We start from the raw sequence: 18069 nt of genomic DNA, 5'->3' as shown, positions 1-18069 counted from the left end.
CCCCCCGCTAGCGGTCGTCGCGGTGCTCGGTGGTGTGTACCTGATCGCGAGATCACGCCGCCGACGATGAGATTTCCGTGTACGACAGCCCGTCACAACAGCGGTCGGTGGCCGCGTTGGATGTTGTCCAGCATCGACACCACCCGATCGTGACGGTGCAGCAATTCGCCGTCGACGTGCCCGCGTTCGCGCTGATAGGTGGCGATACTCGAGTGCATGCCCGACAGCTCGGAGCTCAAACTGGTCGACATCGTGGCCACACCTGTTCGGAGTTCGCCGATTTCGTTGGCCAGGCGTGAGCCCATCGTGTCGAGCGCCGAAGCCAACGTGCCGAATCCGGCGACGAGGATCGTATTCGTCTTGCGCTGCTCGTAGATGCTGGCGAAGTGGAAGTCTCGTTGGGCGGGACGGACGAGTTCGTGCAGGCGTGCGACGAGGACCTCGTGGGCGGTCAGGTATTCGAGGCTGGTGGTCGCGACCGGAAACGGCGGAGCGGCGCCTTCGTATTCCGCGGCGGCGACGGCGTACGCGGAGGCACACAGGCGAAGTCGGACGACTGTGGCGCTGAACCGTCCGAGGTGGGCGGTGCCGTTTTCGATCGCGGACCAGAACGGTGCGAAGGCGTTCTCGCGGAAGAGTTGCTCGGCGTGGTCGAGGGTGTCGCGCGCCGCGATCAAGTGGGTCGGCAATTCTTCGAATGCGTTCAGGGCGTCGGCGGTGCACTGTTGGAGCCTGTCACCGAGTTCGCGCTGGCGGTGTGCTCTGGCGTGCGCCTCGCGTTCACGCTGAGCAAGTGCCGCTTCGCGCTCCCGTTGGTCACGCGAGTACGCGTCGAGGACCGCCGCGACCAGGTACGCGACGGCAGCGATCATCGGCGCGCGCCACCACTCGAGGACGGAAAACGCCTGCCCGCCTCCCCGATCGAGGTTTGCCCAGGGGAATCCGAGGATGAAGACGACGACACCGGCGGCGAATCCGAATCCGTACCACCGTGGCGCCCGGTCGGACTTGCCGAAGAAGTGGTCGACGACGAGGGTGGCGCCGATCGAGACCGTCAGCGACAGGATCGTGGCGAGGTAGAGCCCGTCGGGGAAGTAGGTCTCGCCGGGGGCGTGGCTGGACGTGGTTTTGCGTCCGAAGATCGCGAGGATCAAGCAGGTGATTGCGGCGAGGAGGACCGCGGGAAATATTCGTGAGGGTATGCGCATGGTGGTTTCCCTTCGGCCGCAGCACTATCGGCCTGGAGGTGGTCCGGTCTGAGTCGACGGTAGGCCGGACGCTCGGTCGCGTCTGTAGGGCGAACAGCGGACCCCGCACGCGGCTTGTGGGTCGACTGGCGGATATGCCGACCCACCTGAATCGCGAACGATCAATGCCATGCAAAAAACAATCTTGATCTGTGGAATCGTCGGTATCTCGGTGTTCACCGCGCCTGCCGCGCACGCGGTGGTGCCGCTGAACACCGACACCACAGCCAACAGCCTGACGTTCACCTTCGTCAACAACGACAACGACATCACCACCTGTGAGGCCTACGCGGCGGGGCCGGTGTCGTTCCGCACGCCCGCGACACGAGTCCCCGCGCGCAGTCGCGCGGCGGTGGGATTCGTCGACGTGCCCGCCGGAAACTATGTGATCAATTGGGCCTGTAGGGGATTCGAGCAGGGCAAACGGACGGTCACCGTGGGCGGCGATCCGCTGACGGGGGCGACTCCCCGCCAGGGTGTCGCGCCCACCTCGCCCGGTCCGGGATTGGCGACCGGTTCGGCGGGGTCGTCGTGAGCAGAGTTAGGGCCATCACCCGCCCGTCTGGTGGCAGCGGGAATTGAGAGCACGGGCAAAAGGAGGCCGAATTCGTTTGTCGCTCAATACCTGTCACGCCTGCCGATGGTGCGGATAATGTCGATCATGACCGAACCGTCGACCCTCGCCGCGGTGCGAGCACGTATCGACCGGATCGCGTCGACCATGCTGTGGTGCGTCGAGATCCTGGTCGCGGTCGTGTATTCGGCTCAGCGCGACGGGTCGGCGGTCGGTGTGGCCGTGAATGTCGCGTTGCTGTTGTGGGCGGTGACCAACTGGCTGCGCCGACGATGGCAGCCGACGGGGGAGCTAGCTGTCGTCGGCGCCTACCTGCTGTGTACGTCATGGCTGGTGGACGGACCCGAATTCACTTCCGCGGCAAGCCCGATGCTCGCGGTGGCCGGGACGGCGGTGGTGGCGTTCGGGATGTCACGGTCGGCGCGGTGGTCCTTGCCCGCGACAGTCGCGGTGATGGGTTCGTGGGCGGTGGGGGCCTCGTTCGTCCCCGGCGTCGAGCAACCGTGGACGATCTTCAGCCTCGACTTCCTGATCGTCGAATGGGCGGCGGCCGCCGCCCTACGGTTGCTGGTGCTGCGGTCGGCGTCGCTGACCGACGACGCGTTCGCCGAATTGGCAACGGCCAGAATCGATACCGAGGTCGCCGAGGCCCGCAGCCACGCCGAGATGGAACAGTGGGCGACACTGCACGACACTGCGGCCTCGACGCTGGCGATGCTCGGCCAAGGCGCGGTCATCGCCCCCGACCGGCTCGCCACCCAGATCCACCGCGACCTGCGCGCCGTCGAACACAGCGCGAGCCTGCTCGGCCCCGACGATCTCACCGGCCAACTCCACGAGCACGCGCAATGGATCACGACACCTGTCCGGTTCACCGGCCGCGCGCCGGACACCGTCGACCCGGACGTGCGCAAAGCCGTGGTGGCCGCCGCGGGGGAGGCGCTGACCAACGTCGACCGGCACGCCCGGGCGCAGAGCGTCACCGTCGAACTCGGCGAGGGCTTGGTGCGCATCCACGACGACGGCGTCGGCTTCGACCCTGACGACGCGACCCTGCTGGACGGGCGCTTCGGGGTGCGCCATTCGATCCAACGCCGACTCGCGCTGGTCGGCGCCACCGTCGAGGTCCACTCCGCGCCGGGAGCAGGGACTTCGGTCGACATCCGCTGGCGAGGCGATGCCGTGGTGCCGCGCGGTGGCGGTGTCGACCACGTCCGCGGACTGCTGCGCGGACTGGGATACGGGCTGGTGATTCTTGCGGTCCTGGTGACCGGACTCCAAGGCCCCAACGCGCTCTCAGCCGCCCATCCCGTCGCGCAGGCCGCGATCGTCGTCGTCGCGTTGGTGGCCGCGTTGCTCGCGCTGGTCGAGGTCCGATTCGGGTTACCAGATGCGGTGTGGTGGGGCACCGCCGTCGTTGTCGTCGTGCTTGGCCCGGTTCAGGAAATGCTGCTCGACCTCGGTGACCTGGCGACGAGCCGGAACTGGGCGGTGGCCGCGCTGGGCTGGCAGGTCGCGGCGCTGTCGGTCGCCCGGAGCAGTCGACGAGGTTTCACGTTGCTCGGTGCCCAGTGGGTCGCCGGGATCGTCGTGACTGTGACGGCCTCGGGCACCTGGGTGGTGATGTCCTCGCTGATCTACACCGTCGTGAGCGTGACGGTGGTCCAGGTGATCGCGATCGGGTTCAGCGACTTCGTTCGTCACGCCGTCGCCCGCACTGAACAGATCAGCGCCGACATCACCGACCTGCGGGTGCGCACAGAACTCGCCGAGGCCCTGCGCGAGGACCGACGACGCCGCTACAACCGGCTCTCCACCTGCCTCGTGCCCCTACTGAACCAGCTCATCGAACACCCCGACACGGCCATCGACCCGAAAGTTCGTGCGAACTGCCTGTTGGAATCGGTGCGACTACGTCGACTTTTCGGCACGAAATCAACGACGGACCCCTTCCTCGACGAGCTCACCCCGGCCGTCACCGCCGCCGAATCCCGCGGTGTGGCCGTATCACTGCACGTTCTCGGCCCGATTCCCGAACTTGACCCTGTAGAACGCACTCGGATGCTGACTGTGCCGATAATCTTGCTCACAGGAGCCCGCACCCGCGCCAAACTCGTTGTCACCGCAGAACCTTCGCTGATCGTCAGCATCACCTGCGACTGTGACGAACACACGCGATGCGCGGCCGAGGCCGTCGCGCCGGAATCGAGCGTGGTCTGCGCCGGTCCGCTGGTATGGGCGACCGTGGCGTTGTCCTGACCCGTTCGGAGGAAGCTTGATCGAGGTGAAGGTGTGACCGCCATCAGCGATCCGATGGCGGTCGCCGTGGTCGACGACCATGCCGTTGTGCACGCCGGGATCGCCGGCTGGTGCGCCGCCGCTGATCCGCCGATCCAGTTGGTGGGCAAATACCAGACCCCCGCGGAATTCATCGCCGACCCCACCGCGAACCCGAGCAACATCGCCGCAGTCGTGCTCGATCTCCAGTTCGGTGACCAGTATGCAGACCTCTCGGCACCAGCGATACTGTGCGAGAAGGGATTCCGGGTGGTGATCTTCTCCCACTACATCCGCAGCGACATCGTGCTCGACTGCCTCGACATGGGCGCCGTCACCTACCTGTCGAAACTCGAAGGCGAACACCACCTCGTCGCCGCCCTCCACGCCGCCGCAGCCGACCGACCCTACCTCAGCCCGACCATGGCACAGGCGATGACCGAAGACACCCGCCCCAGTCGACCCGCCCTGTCACCACGCGAACGCGAAGTACTGCTGGCATGGTTCCAGACCGAGTCCAAAGCACTTGTCGCACAACGTCTCTACATCTCCACCGGCACGGTCAACACACACCTCGAGCGCATCCGGACGAAGTACGCCCAGGCCGGCCGACCCGCCTCGACGAAAGCGGCGCTCGTGGCGAGAGCCATCCAAGACGGATTGGTCGACCCGAACGACCTGTAACCGGGCCCTTGTTCGACGACCGATCCGCCGCGTTGTCGGTTGTCCTTGTCGGTCGCCGTGATCGAATATGCGTGGGAACGCTCGACAAGGCAGCGAGGAGTTGGCCAGTGAGATCGGTTGCACGGTGGACACTTCCCGCGGAGTTGGAACGTGGCCGCACCGCAGCGGCTGCCGCACTGTTGCGTACGTACTTCTTCGACCGCGAGGCCGATGATTCGCCCAGCTATTCGGGGTCTGCGTTCGAGCGGTTCGGCGGTGGCGGCGATCGGACTGATGTCGCCGATATCTTCACCGCCGACGACGTGGTCGCGGTGTCCTTGCTGAGTGTGAAGGTTCCGGGCAGCGCGGCTTTGCGAATATTGGAGCGTGATCGCGACGCACTGGCCGGCCTACTGAGACTGATTCCGGCCGAAGTCGAATTGGTGGACGCCGCGAGCGACATTGTCGGCGACGGCTCGCCCGCCGATCTGCTGTGGCGCGCTCTGCGGTCCGCGGGTGCGGGGCCGGTGACCACCAGTAAGTTGCTCGCGCGCAAGCGCCCAAAGCTGTTGCCCGTTATCGACAGCGTCGTCAAGGAAGTCTTGAATCATTCGGACCGACAAAGCTATTGGATGACACTGCGTTCGGTTCTGCGAGACGACGAGCGCGCGCTCGTCGATATCCTCGCCGCGGCCCGTTCCGAAGCTGAGTTGGGCGACGACATCAGTCTGATTCGGTGTTTCGATGTTGTGGTGTGGATGGTGGGCCGCCGAGACGGGCATCTTCGCCCCCGTGGACGATATTGACGCTCCACCCAGCCGCCCGACCGTTGATCAATCGGTTGGGCGACTGAGCTTGTCGATCTACGCGCCGGCCATCAGTTGGCGAGCACGATCACCTTGGTCGTGGTGACCGCGTTGGACACCTTGATGTACGGCTTGTCGGTCTTCGAGCCCGGTGAGAAAACCACCGAGGTCACCCCGGACTTGCATTCGTTCTGGTTCACCCGGCTTCCGGCGCAGACCGCCGTGAACAGCTCACGCGGCTTCGCGCGCACGTAGGAGATGTGTTCGATGCCATCCAACGTAGGTGACTGCGAGGCGACGGAGACCAATCGTGCCGGGTTTCCACTCACCGAATTCGGCGCCACGGTGGGGACCTTGGCGAAAAAGTCGGCGACCACCTGTTCCGCAGTAGGCGAGTTCTGCACCGTGATGCGGGAAATTCCGTCTGTGATGATGAACTGGATGGCGCCCTGAACCACCTGTTCCCTGAACCATTTCACCTTTTCGCTGACTACCTTCGTGTCGATCTTCGGCAAGGGCCGTTGGTGCATGGGGCCGCCGAAATCGGGAGCGGCCGTCGCAGTGGGGGCTGCCACGGTGCCGACCATGACCATTGCAGCCAGGATGAGCCCGGCCGAGATACGAAGCCGCGAGGAAATTTTCATTGGAGCCTCCGATTCTGTCGGATAAGCGCTACTACATCCTCGGGTCGTGATGAAGCCGCCGAATCCGCTCTGGGCGGGCCACTTCGGGTCGCCGTAGCCCAGCGTATGGCGAGGTTGCGGATGCCGGTATCGGCTGTCGGACCTACAGCGATCCACGGTTGTCGTGGCGGAATCGGCTCCGCGGGTGGACCGAGTAGGGAGAGCGGTGTCCTCCTCGCGTCCGAGAAATTGAACGGCGGGATACACCGGGTCAGGACGGGAGTCCGTTGGTCAGCGCTCGGGACGCCAGATGGTGCCGCAGAAGAAGCTGTTCAGGTCAGCAAGCCGCTGGCGACAGTGCCGATACCGATCGGGCGGAGTTCGTGGGTCTGCGGCTCGGCAACAGCCTGTGCCGGGGCAACGGACATCAGAATCGCACCACCTAGCGCTGGCGATGAGGACGCGATCGACGCGAATCATGTGAATCCGATCTGCTCGAGTTGAATCCGGTCACCTCGCTTCGACCCCAAAGCCGTTGTGGTGTAGCTGAACCGAGGTGACCTGCGCTGGAACATCGAGCATCGTTCTGCCACGGTGGGCCGCTACCCGTCGCGCGCAGTGCGTTCGGCTACCTGGCGCAGTGACACGCGGTTACCGCCGAATCGTCGGCCGAGATGCGGCGCGCTTCGCTCCTCCAGGCAGTGGCCGGCCTGAGTCGCTGCGTGTGGCGCCGGACCTCGTTGTAGGCGATCACGTGACGCGGATCGGAGTAAGTACCGAAGAGGCCGGTGATTTCCATGCCGCCGCCAGGCAACGGTCCTGGGCCGCTGTCAGTGCACCGTTGCAACAGGGATCACCGCTGCAGCGACCGTCCGATGGCGGCCCTCCAGATCGACAAAAAGGTGCATCTACCAGCCGATTAGTACCTTGACCGGGAGGTGAGGTAATCTTTTCGAGCACCCGGAGACGGGGGCAAGAAACGGGCTGTGGCGCAGCTTGGTAGCGCACTTGACTGGGGGTCAAGTGGTCGCAGGTTCAAATCCTGTCAGCCCGACAGTGAAAACCCCCTCCGACCTCGGTCGGAGGGGGTTTCTTGTACCCCGAGATTTGACGTGGTTTGGTGATTTCTCACAGAAATCCCACACTTTTGATTCTGATCGTTCGTCCAGTGCGGCGTTATGGCCCTCCCGTTGGCCGTGCGGCGAGGACTGCACGCAGCCGGATTCAACGAGGTGCGACGGCAGAACCGCGGGCGCGGGACTTCGCTGAACTCGTTTCACGGTCTTACGATGCGGTAGACAATCAGCTCAGGAGCGAAGCTGCCTGTGCCACTTGAGATTGCGTTGGCGCGGCTCCGATGTTCGAGCCGCTGAAGCACCTAGGGTGAATCTTGCCCTGCGACGTGGCGGCGACGTGTGGGTGCATGGGGAACGGTTCGCCTCGGTCGGCTGGCCATGCGAACCGCATCGCGCCGAACGCCGCTGACCTGTCGCTGATTCGAAACCAGCTGGGACCACAGCATAACGGCAGGTCAGGGCCCTAACGGCGATGGCCTGTCGTTTTCGTTGAATATACGTTGAATATCGACCCCAAAATCGGGTCGCGGAGCCTCCGCATGTGGGGTTTCCTAGCCCGCTCCGGGGCGACCTGCCTGTGATGCTCATCACAGAATGGGCGGGTCAGTTGATAGGCCGCATAGCGGCGTCGATGTCTTCGACCGCGACCCGTATCTGACCTCGGAACCGGTATGCGGGAAGTGAACCGTCGGCGATCATCCCCAGGCGGCCTGGGCTGCCGCGTAACGGATGGTCAGGTCGTTGTCCTCGCGCCCGAGCCGCTGGGTCAACAGGTGCTGGATGTGGTGTCCGAGACTGTGGATCTGTTGCAGCTCACCGGTGCGGACCTCGGATTCGGATGTCATAAGGCGTACGCGACGCCGGATCCGGTCCTCTTCGACCGAATCCGCCAAGGCCGCAAATGTCGATCGGGGCGATGGCAGCGACCGCGGCCAGCAGCTCGGCCGGTGTGACGGCGTCAGTGTCAGCGGTCAGCAGGGTGAGGGCTTGGGTATCGACGTGGTCCCAAACGACCAGTTGTTCCTTGCTGCCGAAGTAGCGGTAGATCGTGCTCGCAGAGCCCCGGCTGCGGCGGCGACCTGCTCCACCGAGACCTTGCGGTAGCCGTCGGACTCGAACAAGCCCAGAGCGATGTCCTGGATCTCCAGCATCGCCTGGAGTTTGCGGCGTTCGAGCAGGCCGGGCGCTGATGATTGGCGGACGGGATCGGGCACCCCGAAACGATACGTGAGCCCGCTCCGCATCTGACAGTGCTTGCAGAACCAATCCGAGCAACGCTTGTCTCTGCAAGTCACTATCAGTTGGCAAGTGACATGCAGGTGGGGCGAAGTCGGTGCCACCGAAGTGAGGCGGGAGCCAGGGGTGGGTAGAAATTCCACAGTCAATGTCGGGTCCGTGAACCGGTCGAAGCCGCAGCGGCACGATCTCGTCGTCGACGGGCGGCGGGTTTCGTATGTGCAGGCTGGGGCCGGTGAACGTGTGTGCGTTCTCGTTCATGGGCTGGGCGGGTGTTGGCGGCACTGGGCCGCGACCATCCCGGCGCTGGTGCGCACCCACCGGGTGATCGCGGTCGACCTGCCTGGATTCGGTGAATCCGAGAAGCCTCGGGTGGCGATCATCGGCAACGCCGTGGCGGTAATCGACGCGCTGTGGCAACGGTGCGAAGTCGAGCGGATCGATGTGGTCGGGCATTCGATGGGAACTCTGGTGGGGTGCGAGGTCGCGGCCAGGCTCCCGCACACGGTGAATCGAGTCGTGCTCGCCAATGGCCCGATCACCTCGGTGCTGGCACTGTTCGACGCGCCGATCGCCACACTGCGCCGCGACCCCGGACTGGTGAACTTCGTCGTAGAAGCGGCAACCGCAGGGTTGCCGCTGCCCTCAGCGCTCCAGGCGTTGATCACTCGAACCCCTTGGGCGCGGAAACCGGCTCTGGCACCTTATGTTCCGCGCCCGGACGAAATCTCCGAAGAGGTATTCGGCCACTTCGTCGGCGTGGGCGCCGCCGGCACCCTGTCGACCTTGCGACAGGGATTCAGTTGCGACTTCACTGCCGCGCTGACGCTGACCCACCCGACCATGCTGATCGGCGGCCAGCTCGACCGAATCGCCCCGCCGACCGACTTACGAAACTTCGCGGCCGCCACACCGGCGGTACAGCATGTCGAGATCCTGGCCGGTACCGGACACCTGCCGATGCTCGAACAGCCCGACGAATTCAACCGGCACCTCGCCGAATTCCTTTCTCCCGCTCCCGAAGCCAGGTGAACCCCATGACTATCCCTACTCGAATCACCGCCGACTGCACCGACTCGTCGAATCCGAAGACCTCGGCACCTCTTTCTTCGCCGCCGCTGCCGACCATGCCGGCTCTGCGCGTCACCGCGAGGCCTGGCACGCGCTGCACGAGGTGGAGGTCCGAACCCAGGCCGGCGTCACCGCCTTCCTCGAACGCATCCATCCCCGCCTGCCTGTGACGACTGCTGTCGCCGACACACTTCGATACGTTGCGCGACATCGTCGGGAATGGGAACGAGACCGTTGCGGTGGTTGTCAGCGGTCACCGCCGGACCTCGCAGGTGGTGTCGCGGTCGAACTGGCAGGACCGGCTTGGCTCAGAATCGGGGTCGCGATGGTGCGTCCCGGCTGGCTGGAGGTGATCGTGTCGCGGTCGCGAACGAGCAACGCGCCCGCGACTCCGCAGAGCAAGGCACCGATTCCGCTGACGAGGAACAGGGTGGAAAGCCCGTCGGTGTAGCCGGTGGCGGCGAGGTCTCGGATCGCGGCACTCGCCTGGGGTGCGAGCCCGGCGGCCGCGTCGAGTTGGCCCGCGGTCGTCAACTCGCGCACCGAATCCGTCGCGCCCTGCGGAACTCCGGCGGCGCGCAGCGCGTCGTCGGACAATGACGCGCCGATCGCGCCGGTGAACAGGGCGCCGTAGACAGCGACACTGGCCGAAGTCCCGAGCGGGAAGAAGCTGTTCACCGCACCCGACGCGGTTCCGGCCTGATTCGCGGGAACGACGCTGACCGCGATATCGAGAAGGTGCGGCAGGATCAGGCCGCCGCCCAAGCCGCTCAGCAGCAGCATCGGCAGCAAAGCCGTCCAATTATCCTGTGCGTCAACGGGTACCGCCGTGAACATGCCGATGCCGGTGAGCACCATGCCGATCGTCAGTACGGTGGCCATCGGCAGCCGTTTGGCCAGCGTGATGCCCAGTGGTGCGCCGACCATGAGCGCGACCGCGAGAACGGTGAGTACCAATCCGACCTTGGTGGGGGAGAAGCCGAGTGAGGCGCTGAGCCAGATGATCAGGAAGGGGAACAACCCGAAGCTGACCATGCGCGCGGCGAAGCTCAGCAGCATCGCGCCGGTGAACGAGGGAATGCGAAACAACCGCAGTGGGACCATGGCTCGATCACCGAGTCGGCTCTCCGCCACGACGAAAGCGGCGAGCGCGAGGATGCCGCCGCCGAGGGCGATGAGCACTTCAGGCCTTTCCCAGCCCTCGCTCGCGCCGGTCACGAGCCCATAGTTGAGTAAGAAGAGGAACAACACAGCGAGGGTGGCGCCGACGAAGTCGATCGCCCGGTTGTTGTCGGGGACTGCTTCGTCGATCCACCGCAGTGCGCCGTAGAGGATGAACGCGCAGATCGGGATATTGATCGCGAACATCATTCGCCAACTCACCGAGTCGATGAGGAGGCCGCCGATGATGGGTCCCGATGTCGCCGCGAATGCCCCCGCGGCGGCGAAGATCGCGACCGCGCGTTCGCGTCCACCGGCCTCGGCGCCTTCGTAGGCGCCGGCGATCAAGGCCAGTGCGGTGCCCATCATCATCGCCGCGCCACCGCCCTGCACAACCCGCGCGGCGATCAGTACTTCCGAGGTCCAGGCGACGGCACACGCCGCGGAGGCGAGCGTGAAAACAACCGCGCCGACGAGGAACACGCGGCGACGGCCGAGTCGATCCGACAGGGCTCCGGCAGTCAGCAGCAGTGCCGCGAAGGACAGGGTGTAACCGTTGACCACCCATTGCAGCCCGCCGAGTCCGGCGTTCAGATCGGATCCGATCTGTGGGAGGCCGATATTGACCACTGTGATGTCGAGGGTCATCACCATCGCGGCGACCGACGCGACGATCGTTGTCCATTTTCGGTTCCGCGCCGTTGTCTGTGGCGTTGCCTGGGTCATGGCTGCTGGTCCTCTCTATCGCGGACACGTCGCTGTGTGCGCCGGTGATGGGGTTCAGGAGGTGTGGAACGCTGTACAACATCGAAATACAGGTTCTATCCGCGTATTGTGCCTCCTGTTAGAACATTGTTCAATAGATTGGATCGTGGTGGACAGCAGGCAATCGACTGGGGTGTTTCCGAACAGGCGCCCTGCCCGTGATGATTCGGGGCCGGACACCGTCCGCAGGCGGGCGACCGGTCTGCTCGCGGGGTTCGCGATAGATGTCGGCGTGCCCGTCGCCGTCTACTACTGCTTGCGAACAGCGGGTTTGCGGGAACCGGTGGCGCTCGGGCTCACCGCTGTGGTGTCGGCGGTGCGGCTGCTGACCGTCGCGGTCGCGCGGCGACGGTTCAACGGTCTGGCGGCGTTCATGCTCGGCCTCTATCTCACCGGGCTGATCTTGTCGGTGATGACCGGCGACGCGCGGGTGCTGTTGCTCAAGGATTCCGTCCCTGAGGGATTGTTCGGCCTGCTGTTCATGGGCAGTTGCGTGATCCGGCGACCGTTGATCCTCGCTGTTGTGCGACGGGTCCAGATCCCTGTCGGCGCTGATGAACCCGGCTCAGCGGCGCGTCATCGTCGCGCGATGATCTTGTCGGCGGTCTGGGGTCTGTCCTTCCTCGGTTTCGCCGTGGCGCGGATTCCGGTCGTCCTCGTCCTCCCCCTCGACACGGCTGTGCTCGCGGTCAATCTGGCGTTCGGCGTGCTGTTCACGGTCCTGATCATCGGCACGCTCGTCTATGGGCGACCGCTGTGGCGATGACCGCGATATCCGACCTTCCGACAGGACCAGAACGCGATCCGCCCGCGCCGCGACGTCAGGATCGTGAGTGATCATCACTACCGCCAGGCCTCGACGTGCCGTCAGCACGCCCAACATGGTCAGGACGCTCGCGGCGGTATCGGGATCCAGCGACGCGGTGACCTCGTCACAGATGAGCACATCGGGTTCGGCGGCGAGGGCGCGGGCGAGCGCGACACGCTGACGTTGCCCACCGGAGAGTTCCTCGGGCAGCCGGTCAGCGAAATCTCCTGACAGCCCGACGGATTCGAGGAGTTCGGTGATCCGATCGTCGATCGCTGTCCGTCGGCGCAGCCCGCGCAGCATCCTGAGCGGGCGGGTGAGAGCGGTGCGGACGTCCTGGCGTGGGTGCAGCGCCTCGATGGGGTTCTGCGCGACGAACTGCACGGCAGCGCGTTGAGTCGGCGTGCGCTCACGGACTTCCCATGGGAGTGGTTCCGCGCGCAGTTCCAAGGTGCCGCCGCGTGGTCTGTGCAGGCCGGCCAGACAGCGTGCCAGGGTGCTCTTGCCCGCGCCGGAGAGTCCGAGGATCGCGAGGCGTTCGCCGTGCCGCAGCTCGATATCGAGGTCGCGCAGGATCGTCTGCGCACCGTGATCGGCGCGTAGGGCGCGGGCTGCCAGCACGGTAGGACCAGGGTCGGTGGCGTGCGCGCGGTTGATCACGAGTGTCGCGGGATGGGACGGTTCGGCCGGTTCCAGTCGTCCACCGGCCAGCACGACGACGCGATCCGCCGCGTTGGTCAGTGTTTCGACGTCGTGGCTGATCCACAGCATCGCCACTCCAGCCTCGGACAGGCTCCGCAGCTCGCCCAGCATCTCGGATTTGGTGACGAGGTCGAGCCCGGTCGTCGGTTCGTCGAGGACGAGCAAGGCAGGTTCACGGGCCAGCGCCGCGGCTAGCACGACCCTTTGCTGCTGACCGCCGGAGAGCTGATGGGGGTACCGGCACGCGAACTCACGATCCGACGGCAGTCCCACCCGGTCGAGGAGTTCGGTGACATATCGGCCGCGTGCCCGTCGAGGAACCCGAGATCCCCGGGCAGTCAACAAGATCGCGCCGATCCGGGCGTAGGGATTGAGCGCTGCTCCCGGATCCTGACCGACGTAGCTGACGATCTCGCCGCGCACACCTCGAGACGGAACGGGCAACATCGGTCTGCCCGCGACAACAGCCGTCCCGCGCGTGTGACGAAGGCCTGCGCGCACATGTCCGAGCAGTGCCAGCGCCAATGTCGTTTTGCCAGAACCGGATCGGCCGATGACGCCGACGGTTTCACCCTCGGCGATCGTGAGGTCGGCGCCGTCGAGCAAGGGGCCATCCGCTCCGTGGATGGCCAGGTCACACAGTTGCGCGAGAGGTTTCATGCCAGTGCCTTCTTCGATCGGCCGACCAACGAATCGGCGAGCAGATTCGCGCCGACCGCCAGCACCGCGACGCCCGCCATCGGGATCAGCAGCGCCCAGGGTTGCAGAGCCGCGCCGGGAAGGGCTTCCACGATCAGGCGCCCCCAGTCGGCGTCGCTGGTCGCCAGGCCGAGGAACCCCGCGGCGGCGACCAGATACACGGCCGCGACGAACCGCATTCCCAGATCTGCCACCAGGGTTGCCGCGATCAGCGGAAGGATCTCGCGGCCGATGAGCCACGGCCACCGCTCACCTCGAGCCACCGCGGCCTCCAGATGGGCGCGGCCGATGAGCTGAGCGGTCGCGGCGGCGGTGACACGCGCCGACAGCGGTGCGCTGGTCATCGTGATCCCGACGATCAGACCCGCGCGGTTCGGGAGGGCCGTGAGAACGAGGAGCAACACCATGATCGGAGGGGCCGCCGCGACCGCGTTGAGCGGGCCCGAGATCAGCGCGGACATGCGTCTTCCGGTGGTGAGCGTGGTGAACAGCCCGGCCGCCGTCCCGAACGCGGTACCGCACGCGCCCGCGATCACACTGGTCAGCAGAAACGCCCTGCCGCCGTGCAGCACTCGGGACGCGACATCGCGGCCGAGATGGTCGCTGCCGAGCGGAAGCGCCGCCGATGGTGCGGTGAAGGGCGCCGCCACCTGCTCGGTCGCGGTGTGTGGCGCCAGCTCTGGGCCGGCGATCAGGATGCCAACGGCGAGCGCGAGCAACAACCAGATCGCCCAGCGCAGAGACCTGTGCGAACGACGTGACAGCCGCGCGGTCATCCGCGCGTTCCAGTCCGAAGGCGTGGCGTCAGCAGACGAACGGCGAGATCGGCGATGGTCAGTACGGCCAGTGTCGCCGCACCGAGGATCAGCACCAGTGCCTGTACGACCGGGAGATCTCCACTCTGTGTCGACGTGACGAGCAATTCGCCGATCCCGGGGTAGGAGAACACCTTCTCCACCAATACCGCGCCACCGATCAGCCCGACCCCGGTCACCAGCCAGCACTGCACGGCGACCGGGAGGACAGCCGGGACCACCGCGGTGCGGAGCACGGTCGTCGTTGTGGCTCCGCTCAGTCGCAGGAACTCCACATGCGAAGCCCGTAGCTCGGTGGCCGCCGTCGATCGAATCACCCGGAACGCGTACGCGGTCCCGGTCGATGCCAGCGCGAGGACCGGTAGCGCCAGCGCGTCGGGATGATCGAGCAGGCGCGATCCGGCGGGAATGATCGAAACTGCCGGAAGCCAGCGAAGATTCACCGCGAAGATCACCACAAGACCACTGGCCACCACGAACTCGGGGACCGAGACCAGCAAGAGGGTGGTCGTCGACAGCGCGCGGTCGGTGGCCCGGTCGCGGTGCAGCGCGGCGAGCACAGCGAGTCCCAACGACAGCGGCACCACGATCGCGATCGCCAGGCAGGCCAGGACGATCGAATTGCCGACGCGGTCGCCGAGCATGTCCGTGACGGGTCGGCCCGAGGTGGAAGTCCCGAAGTCGCCGTGCGCCACACCGGCGACCCAGTCGGCGTAGCGGGCCAGGATCGGACGGTCGAGACCGAGATGGGCGCGGACCGCTGCGATCTGGTCCGGCGTGGCCGTCAGACCGAGCTCGCCGGTGATCGGGTCACCGGGCAACATGTCGACGCCGAGGTAGACCACGAGCGAAAGTAGCAGCAGAAGTAGCAGGTTCGCGCCGATGCGCTGGGCGATCCGGCGCACCAGAGGCGTCATGCCAATCCCGCCTTGCCGAGGTACGGATATTTCGCCGAGCCGAGGTTGCGGACGCCGGCGACGTTCTTGCGGGCGATCGACAGTGTGTCGGCGCAGCCCCACACGACGGTGTTGCCGCGGTCGAAAACGATGTCTTGCAGGTGTTCCCACGCGTGTGCTCGGGCGAGGTCGTCGGTAGCGGCCAGCGCGGTGTCGAGGGCCTCGTCCAGGTCCGCGGGTGCGAGCGAAGGGTAGGCGGCGAGTCTGCCGTAGGTCACCGGCAGCGGGATCGGGCCGATCGCGAACACCACGCCGTTCGCCGCGGCCAGCGCGTCGAGCTGGAAGAACTCCGCCACACCGACGATGTCCTGCTTCACTGTCAGCCCGATGCCACCCAGCTGTTCGGCCAACAGTTGGGTGGAGGCGTTGAAGCCGACTTCGTATTCGGTTGACCTGATGCGGATCTCGGTGTCCTCGGCACCAGCGTCGCGCAGGAGAGCACGCGCGGTGTCGAGGTTTCGCGCAAGGGGTTCGCGGGCGCTGAAGTACTGCGCTCCGCTGCCGAACAGGTCGTTTCCCGGCGAGCCGTAGCCGAGCATGACGGTGTCCACCATGGCCTGTCGGTCGATGGCCAGCCGGATGGCTCTGCGGACGCGGGGATCGTCGAAGGGTGCTCGGCCGGTGTTCAACACGAACGCGTAGCTGGTGCGGTTGTGCCGGCCCGCGGTGCGGATTTCCAGGTCAGGGTCGGTGGTGCCGATTCTGGCCGCTGTGAAGGGAATATCGATGGCGTAGTCGACCTGGCCGGTGCTGATCGCGTTCACCTTCGCCTGGGCGTCGGAGAGGCTGGTCAGCTCGAGGGTGTCCGCGAACGGCGCTCCGTCCCAATGACTGTCGAATCGGCGCAACCGTGTCTGCCGTCCCGGTGCGAAAGCCTCCACGCGGTAGGGCCCGGTGCCGACTGCGGTTTCGGGGGTGAACGTGACGGTGCCGTTCTTGATCACCTTGCCTGGGAAGGCCGCGAGCAGCATCGCGGGGTCGCCGATCGGGCGACGCAGCGGCACGCGCAGGGTGTACCGGTCAACGACACTGGGCTGCGCGAGGTCGAGGTAGAGCGAGAGTTCCGTGGGATGTGACCGCTCCGGCGAGCTCATGTAGCGCAGGCTGTAGGCGACATCGTCGGCGGTCAACTCGGAGCCGTCGTGAAAGGTCGTTTCACGACGCAGCGTCAGCGTGAAGGATTGCCGGTCCGCCGTCAGTTCGGCCGCGGTCGCTAGCGCCGGTGCCGGGGTGCCGTTCTGGAGCCGGAACAATGAGTCGAAGATCACATCGTTGCGAATGATGTCGGCGGGTGAACCGCCGGTGAACGGGTCGAGCGATTCGGTGGCTCCGCCGCCGGTGAGCGCGGCTCGAAAAGTGCCCCCGCGTCGAGGTGTGGCATCCGATCCGTTTTCGACCGGCCCGGTGCCGGGCGGCGAGGCGCATCCGCCGGTCAGGCCGGTCGCACCGGCCGCGGTGGCGGCCCAGATGGCCGCTCGTAGTAGGTCCCGGCGACTTCGTGGCATCTCGCCTGCCTCCCCAAAAGGTTATTGAAAATGATTTTCATATCGTATACCGTGAGCGAGTATCCGGTCCGGAAAGTGAGCTTAGGCTGAGTTTATCTCTTGATCTGTGTACAAAACACAGGGTAGCGCTGCGGTCCAGATTTCTGGTACTCATCGTATGTCCGGCTATGGCAAGGGATTTCAACCCTGGCGGCTGGTTGGAACTGTGTACAACTGGGGGATTTGCAATGAAGATCCAACGATGTCCTGTGCTCGATCGAGTTGGCCAGGTATGAACACCCCGTGGCTGAGGTGCCGAGCACCACGTTCGGCGCCGCGTGTCCGGCTCGTTTGCTTCCCGCACGCGGGCGGCGCGGCCAGCTTCTTCAAAACTTGGCATGAGGAGCTGCCCGTCGATATCGAGGTCTCCGCGGTGCAGTACCCGGGACGCGAGGATCGGCTCGTCGACCCGCATATCGACCGCATGAGCCAATTGGTTCACCTGGTAGCCGCAGCGCTTGTGCCCTTCCTCGATCGGCCGTTGGCCTTGTTCGGGCACAGCATGGGCGCGGCCGTGGCGTATGAGGTCGCGCGGTCGCTCGAACGGGCGAACGCGACTTCCGGCGCCGAACCGCTTGTCCGCCTGATCGTTTCCGGCAGGCACGCTCCATCGGAGCTGGTGATCGGGGACGTGCATCTGCGATCCGATGACGCCGTCGTCGACGAACTGGTCCGGCTCGGCGGTACCGACGGGGAACTGCTACGCCTGCCGGACGTGGCATCGGTGTTCCTGCCCGCGATCCGTGGTGACTTTCGCCTGGCCGAAACCTATCGGCACGCGGCCGGGTCGCCACTTGCTTGCCCGGTGACGGCGGTGATCGGAACCGAGGACGCCGAAGTAACCGCCGCCCAGGCCGAACGTTGGGGCGAGCACACCACCGGCGAATTCGATCTGGTTCAACTTCCCGGTGATCACTTCTACCTGCGCGATCAGCAGCAGGTCCTGCTCGAGCGGATCAGGCGGCGGCTGGCGGCCACCGCGACATCGAGTCCAAGCCGAAACCCCGTGTCGCACATGGGGTTATTCGGACAGCGCGTATAGAGGA

The 18069-nt window shown here is 65.7% G+C and carries 15 protein-coding genes, 1 tRNA gene and 1 pseudogene; 8 read left to right on the top strand and 9 right to left on the bottom strand.

Annotation, left to right across the window (positions count from 1 at the left end; translation table 11 throughout):
• Window positions 1-92 precede the first annotated feature (92 nt).
• Window positions 93-1208, bottom strand: a complete 1116-nt coding sequence (locus ACFWUP_RS03270) for a hypothetical protein (RefSeq protein ID WP_379230244.1) — start codon at window positions 1206-1208, stop codon at window positions 93-95.
• A gap of 169 nt (window positions 1209-1377) precedes the next feature.
• On the opposite strand from ACFWUP_RS03270, the gene ACFWUP_RS03265 reads away from it, so the two are divergent.
• From ACFWUP_RS03265 to ACFWUP_RS03250, 4 genes are all read left to right on the top strand, one after another.
• Window positions 1378-1782: a hypothetical protein gene (locus tag ACFWUP_RS03265; RefSeq protein WP_379230243.1), complete on the top strand. Its 405-nt coding sequence runs from the start codon at window positions 1378-1380 to the stop codon at window positions 1780-1782.
• A gap of 126 nt (window positions 1783-1908) precedes the next feature.
• Entirely contained in the window at window positions 1909-4080 is a 2172-nt protein-coding gene (locus ACFWUP_RS03260; protein ID WP_379230241.1) for a sensor histidine kinase, read from the top strand.
• Window positions 4081-4134: 54 nt separating this feature from the next.
• Window positions 4135-4782 carry a LuxR C-terminal-related transcriptional regulator gene (locus ACFWUP_RS03255; protein ID WP_379230939.1) on the top strand — a complete coding sequence of 216 codons (648 nt, stop codon included), beginning with the start codon at window positions 4135-4137 and terminating at the stop codon, window positions 4780-4782.
• Between the two features lie 107 nt (window positions 4783-4889).
• Window positions 4890-5567, top strand: coding sequence for a DUF6308 family protein (locus ACFWUP_RS03250; protein WP_379230239.1), 678 nt, complete (start codon window positions 4890-4892; stop codon window positions 5565-5567).
• Between the two features lie 71 nt (window positions 5568-5638).
• Here ACFWUP_RS03250 and ACFWUP_RS03245 read toward each other — a convergent pair whose 3' ends face one another.
• Entirely contained in the window at window positions 5639-6457 is an 819-nt protein-coding gene (locus ACFWUP_RS03245) for a hypothetical protein (protein ID WP_379230237.1), read from the bottom strand.
• Between the two features lie 713 nt (window positions 6458-7170).
• Here ACFWUP_RS03245 and ACFWUP_RS03240 point away from each other — a divergent pair.
• Window positions 7171-7244 (top strand) — tRNA-Pro (locus ACFWUP_RS03240).
• Window positions 7245-7961: 717 nt separating this feature from the next.
• Here ACFWUP_RS03240 and ACFWUP_RS03235 read toward each other — a convergent pair.
• The gene (locus ACFWUP_RS03235; RefSeq protein ID WP_379230235.1) at window positions 7962-8159 is read right to left on the bottom strand and encodes a hypothetical protein; all 198 of its coding nucleotides are present in this window, start codon (window positions 8157-8159) and stop codon (window positions 7962-7964) included.
• A 78-nt stretch (window positions 8160-8237) separates the two neighbouring features.
• Window positions 8238-8480, bottom strand: a complete 243-nt coding sequence (locus tag ACFWUP_RS03230; RefSeq protein ID WP_379230233.1) for a hypothetical protein — start codon at window positions 8478-8480, stop codon at window positions 8238-8240.
• Window positions 8481-8661: 181 nt separating this feature from the next.
• Between ACFWUP_RS03230 and ACFWUP_RS03225 the strand changes: the two genes are divergently transcribed.
• Window positions 8662-9534: an alpha/beta fold hydrolase gene (locus tag ACFWUP_RS03225; protein WP_379230231.1), complete on the top strand. Its 873-nt coding sequence runs from the start codon at window positions 8662-8664 to the stop codon at window positions 9532-9534.
• A 285-nt stretch (window positions 9535-9819) separates the two neighbouring features.
• Here ACFWUP_RS03225 and ACFWUP_RS03220 read toward each other — a convergent pair whose 3' ends face one another.
• Window positions 9820-11460: an MFS transporter gene (locus ACFWUP_RS03220; protein ID WP_379230229.1), complete on the bottom strand. Its 1641-nt coding sequence runs from the start codon at window positions 11458-11460 to the stop codon at window positions 9820-9822.
• Window positions 11461-11632: 172 nt separating this feature from the next.
• Here ACFWUP_RS03220 and ACFWUP_RS03215 point away from each other — a divergent pair, with 172 nt between their 5' ends.
• Window positions 11633-12265, top strand: coding sequence for a VC0807 family protein (locus ACFWUP_RS03215; protein WP_379230228.1), 633 nt, complete (start codon window positions 11633-11635; stop codon window positions 12263-12265).
• 165 nt (window positions 12266-12430) lie between these two features.
• Here ACFWUP_RS03215 and ACFWUP_RS03210 read toward each other — a convergent pair.
• The 4 genes and pseudogenes from ACFWUP_RS03210 to ACFWUP_RS03195 all read right to left on the bottom strand — a co-directional run.
• Window positions 12431-13669 (bottom strand): annotated as a pseudogene (locus ACFWUP_RS03210) (ABC transporter ATP-binding protein); the annotation flags it as partial.
• Window positions 13666-14484, bottom strand: a complete 819-nt coding sequence (locus ACFWUP_RS03205) for an ABC transporter permease (protein ID WP_379230226.1) — start codon at window positions 14482-14484, stop codon at window positions 13666-13668. The gene ACFWUP_RS03205 and the pseudogene ACFWUP_RS03210, both read right to left, overlap by 4 nt.
• Entirely contained in the window at window positions 14481-15440 is a 960-nt protein-coding gene (locus tag ACFWUP_RS03200) for an ABC transporter permease (protein ID WP_379230224.1), read from the bottom strand. Before ACFWUP_RS03200 ends, ACFWUP_RS03205 begins: the two co-directional genes overlap by 4 nt.
• Window positions 15437-16984 carry an ABC transporter substrate-binding protein gene (locus ACFWUP_RS03195; protein ID WP_379230222.1) on the bottom strand — a complete coding sequence of 516 codons (1548 nt, stop codon included), beginning with the start codon at window positions 16982-16984 and terminating at the stop codon, window positions 15437-15439. Before ACFWUP_RS03195 ends, ACFWUP_RS03200 begins: the two co-directional genes overlap by 4 nt.
• 157 nt (window positions 16985-17141) lie before the next feature.
• On the opposite strand from ACFWUP_RS03195, the gene ACFWUP_RS03190 reads away from it, so the two are divergent.
• On the top strand, window positions 17142-18065 hold the full coding sequence (locus ACFWUP_RS03190) for a thioesterase II family protein (protein ID WP_379230221.1): 924 nt from the start codon (window positions 17142-17144) through the stop codon (window positions 18063-18065).
• The last annotated feature ends 4 nt before the right edge of the window (window positions 18066-18069 follow it).

The sequence above is a fragment of the Nocardia sp. NPDC058658 genome, assembly GCF_042716665.1.
GTDB lineage: Bacteria > Actinomycetota > Actinomycetes > Mycobacteriales > Mycobacteriaceae > Nocardia.
Note: the sequence above shows the minus strand (reverse complement) of the source record. Positions and strands in the feature narration are given on the sequence as shown.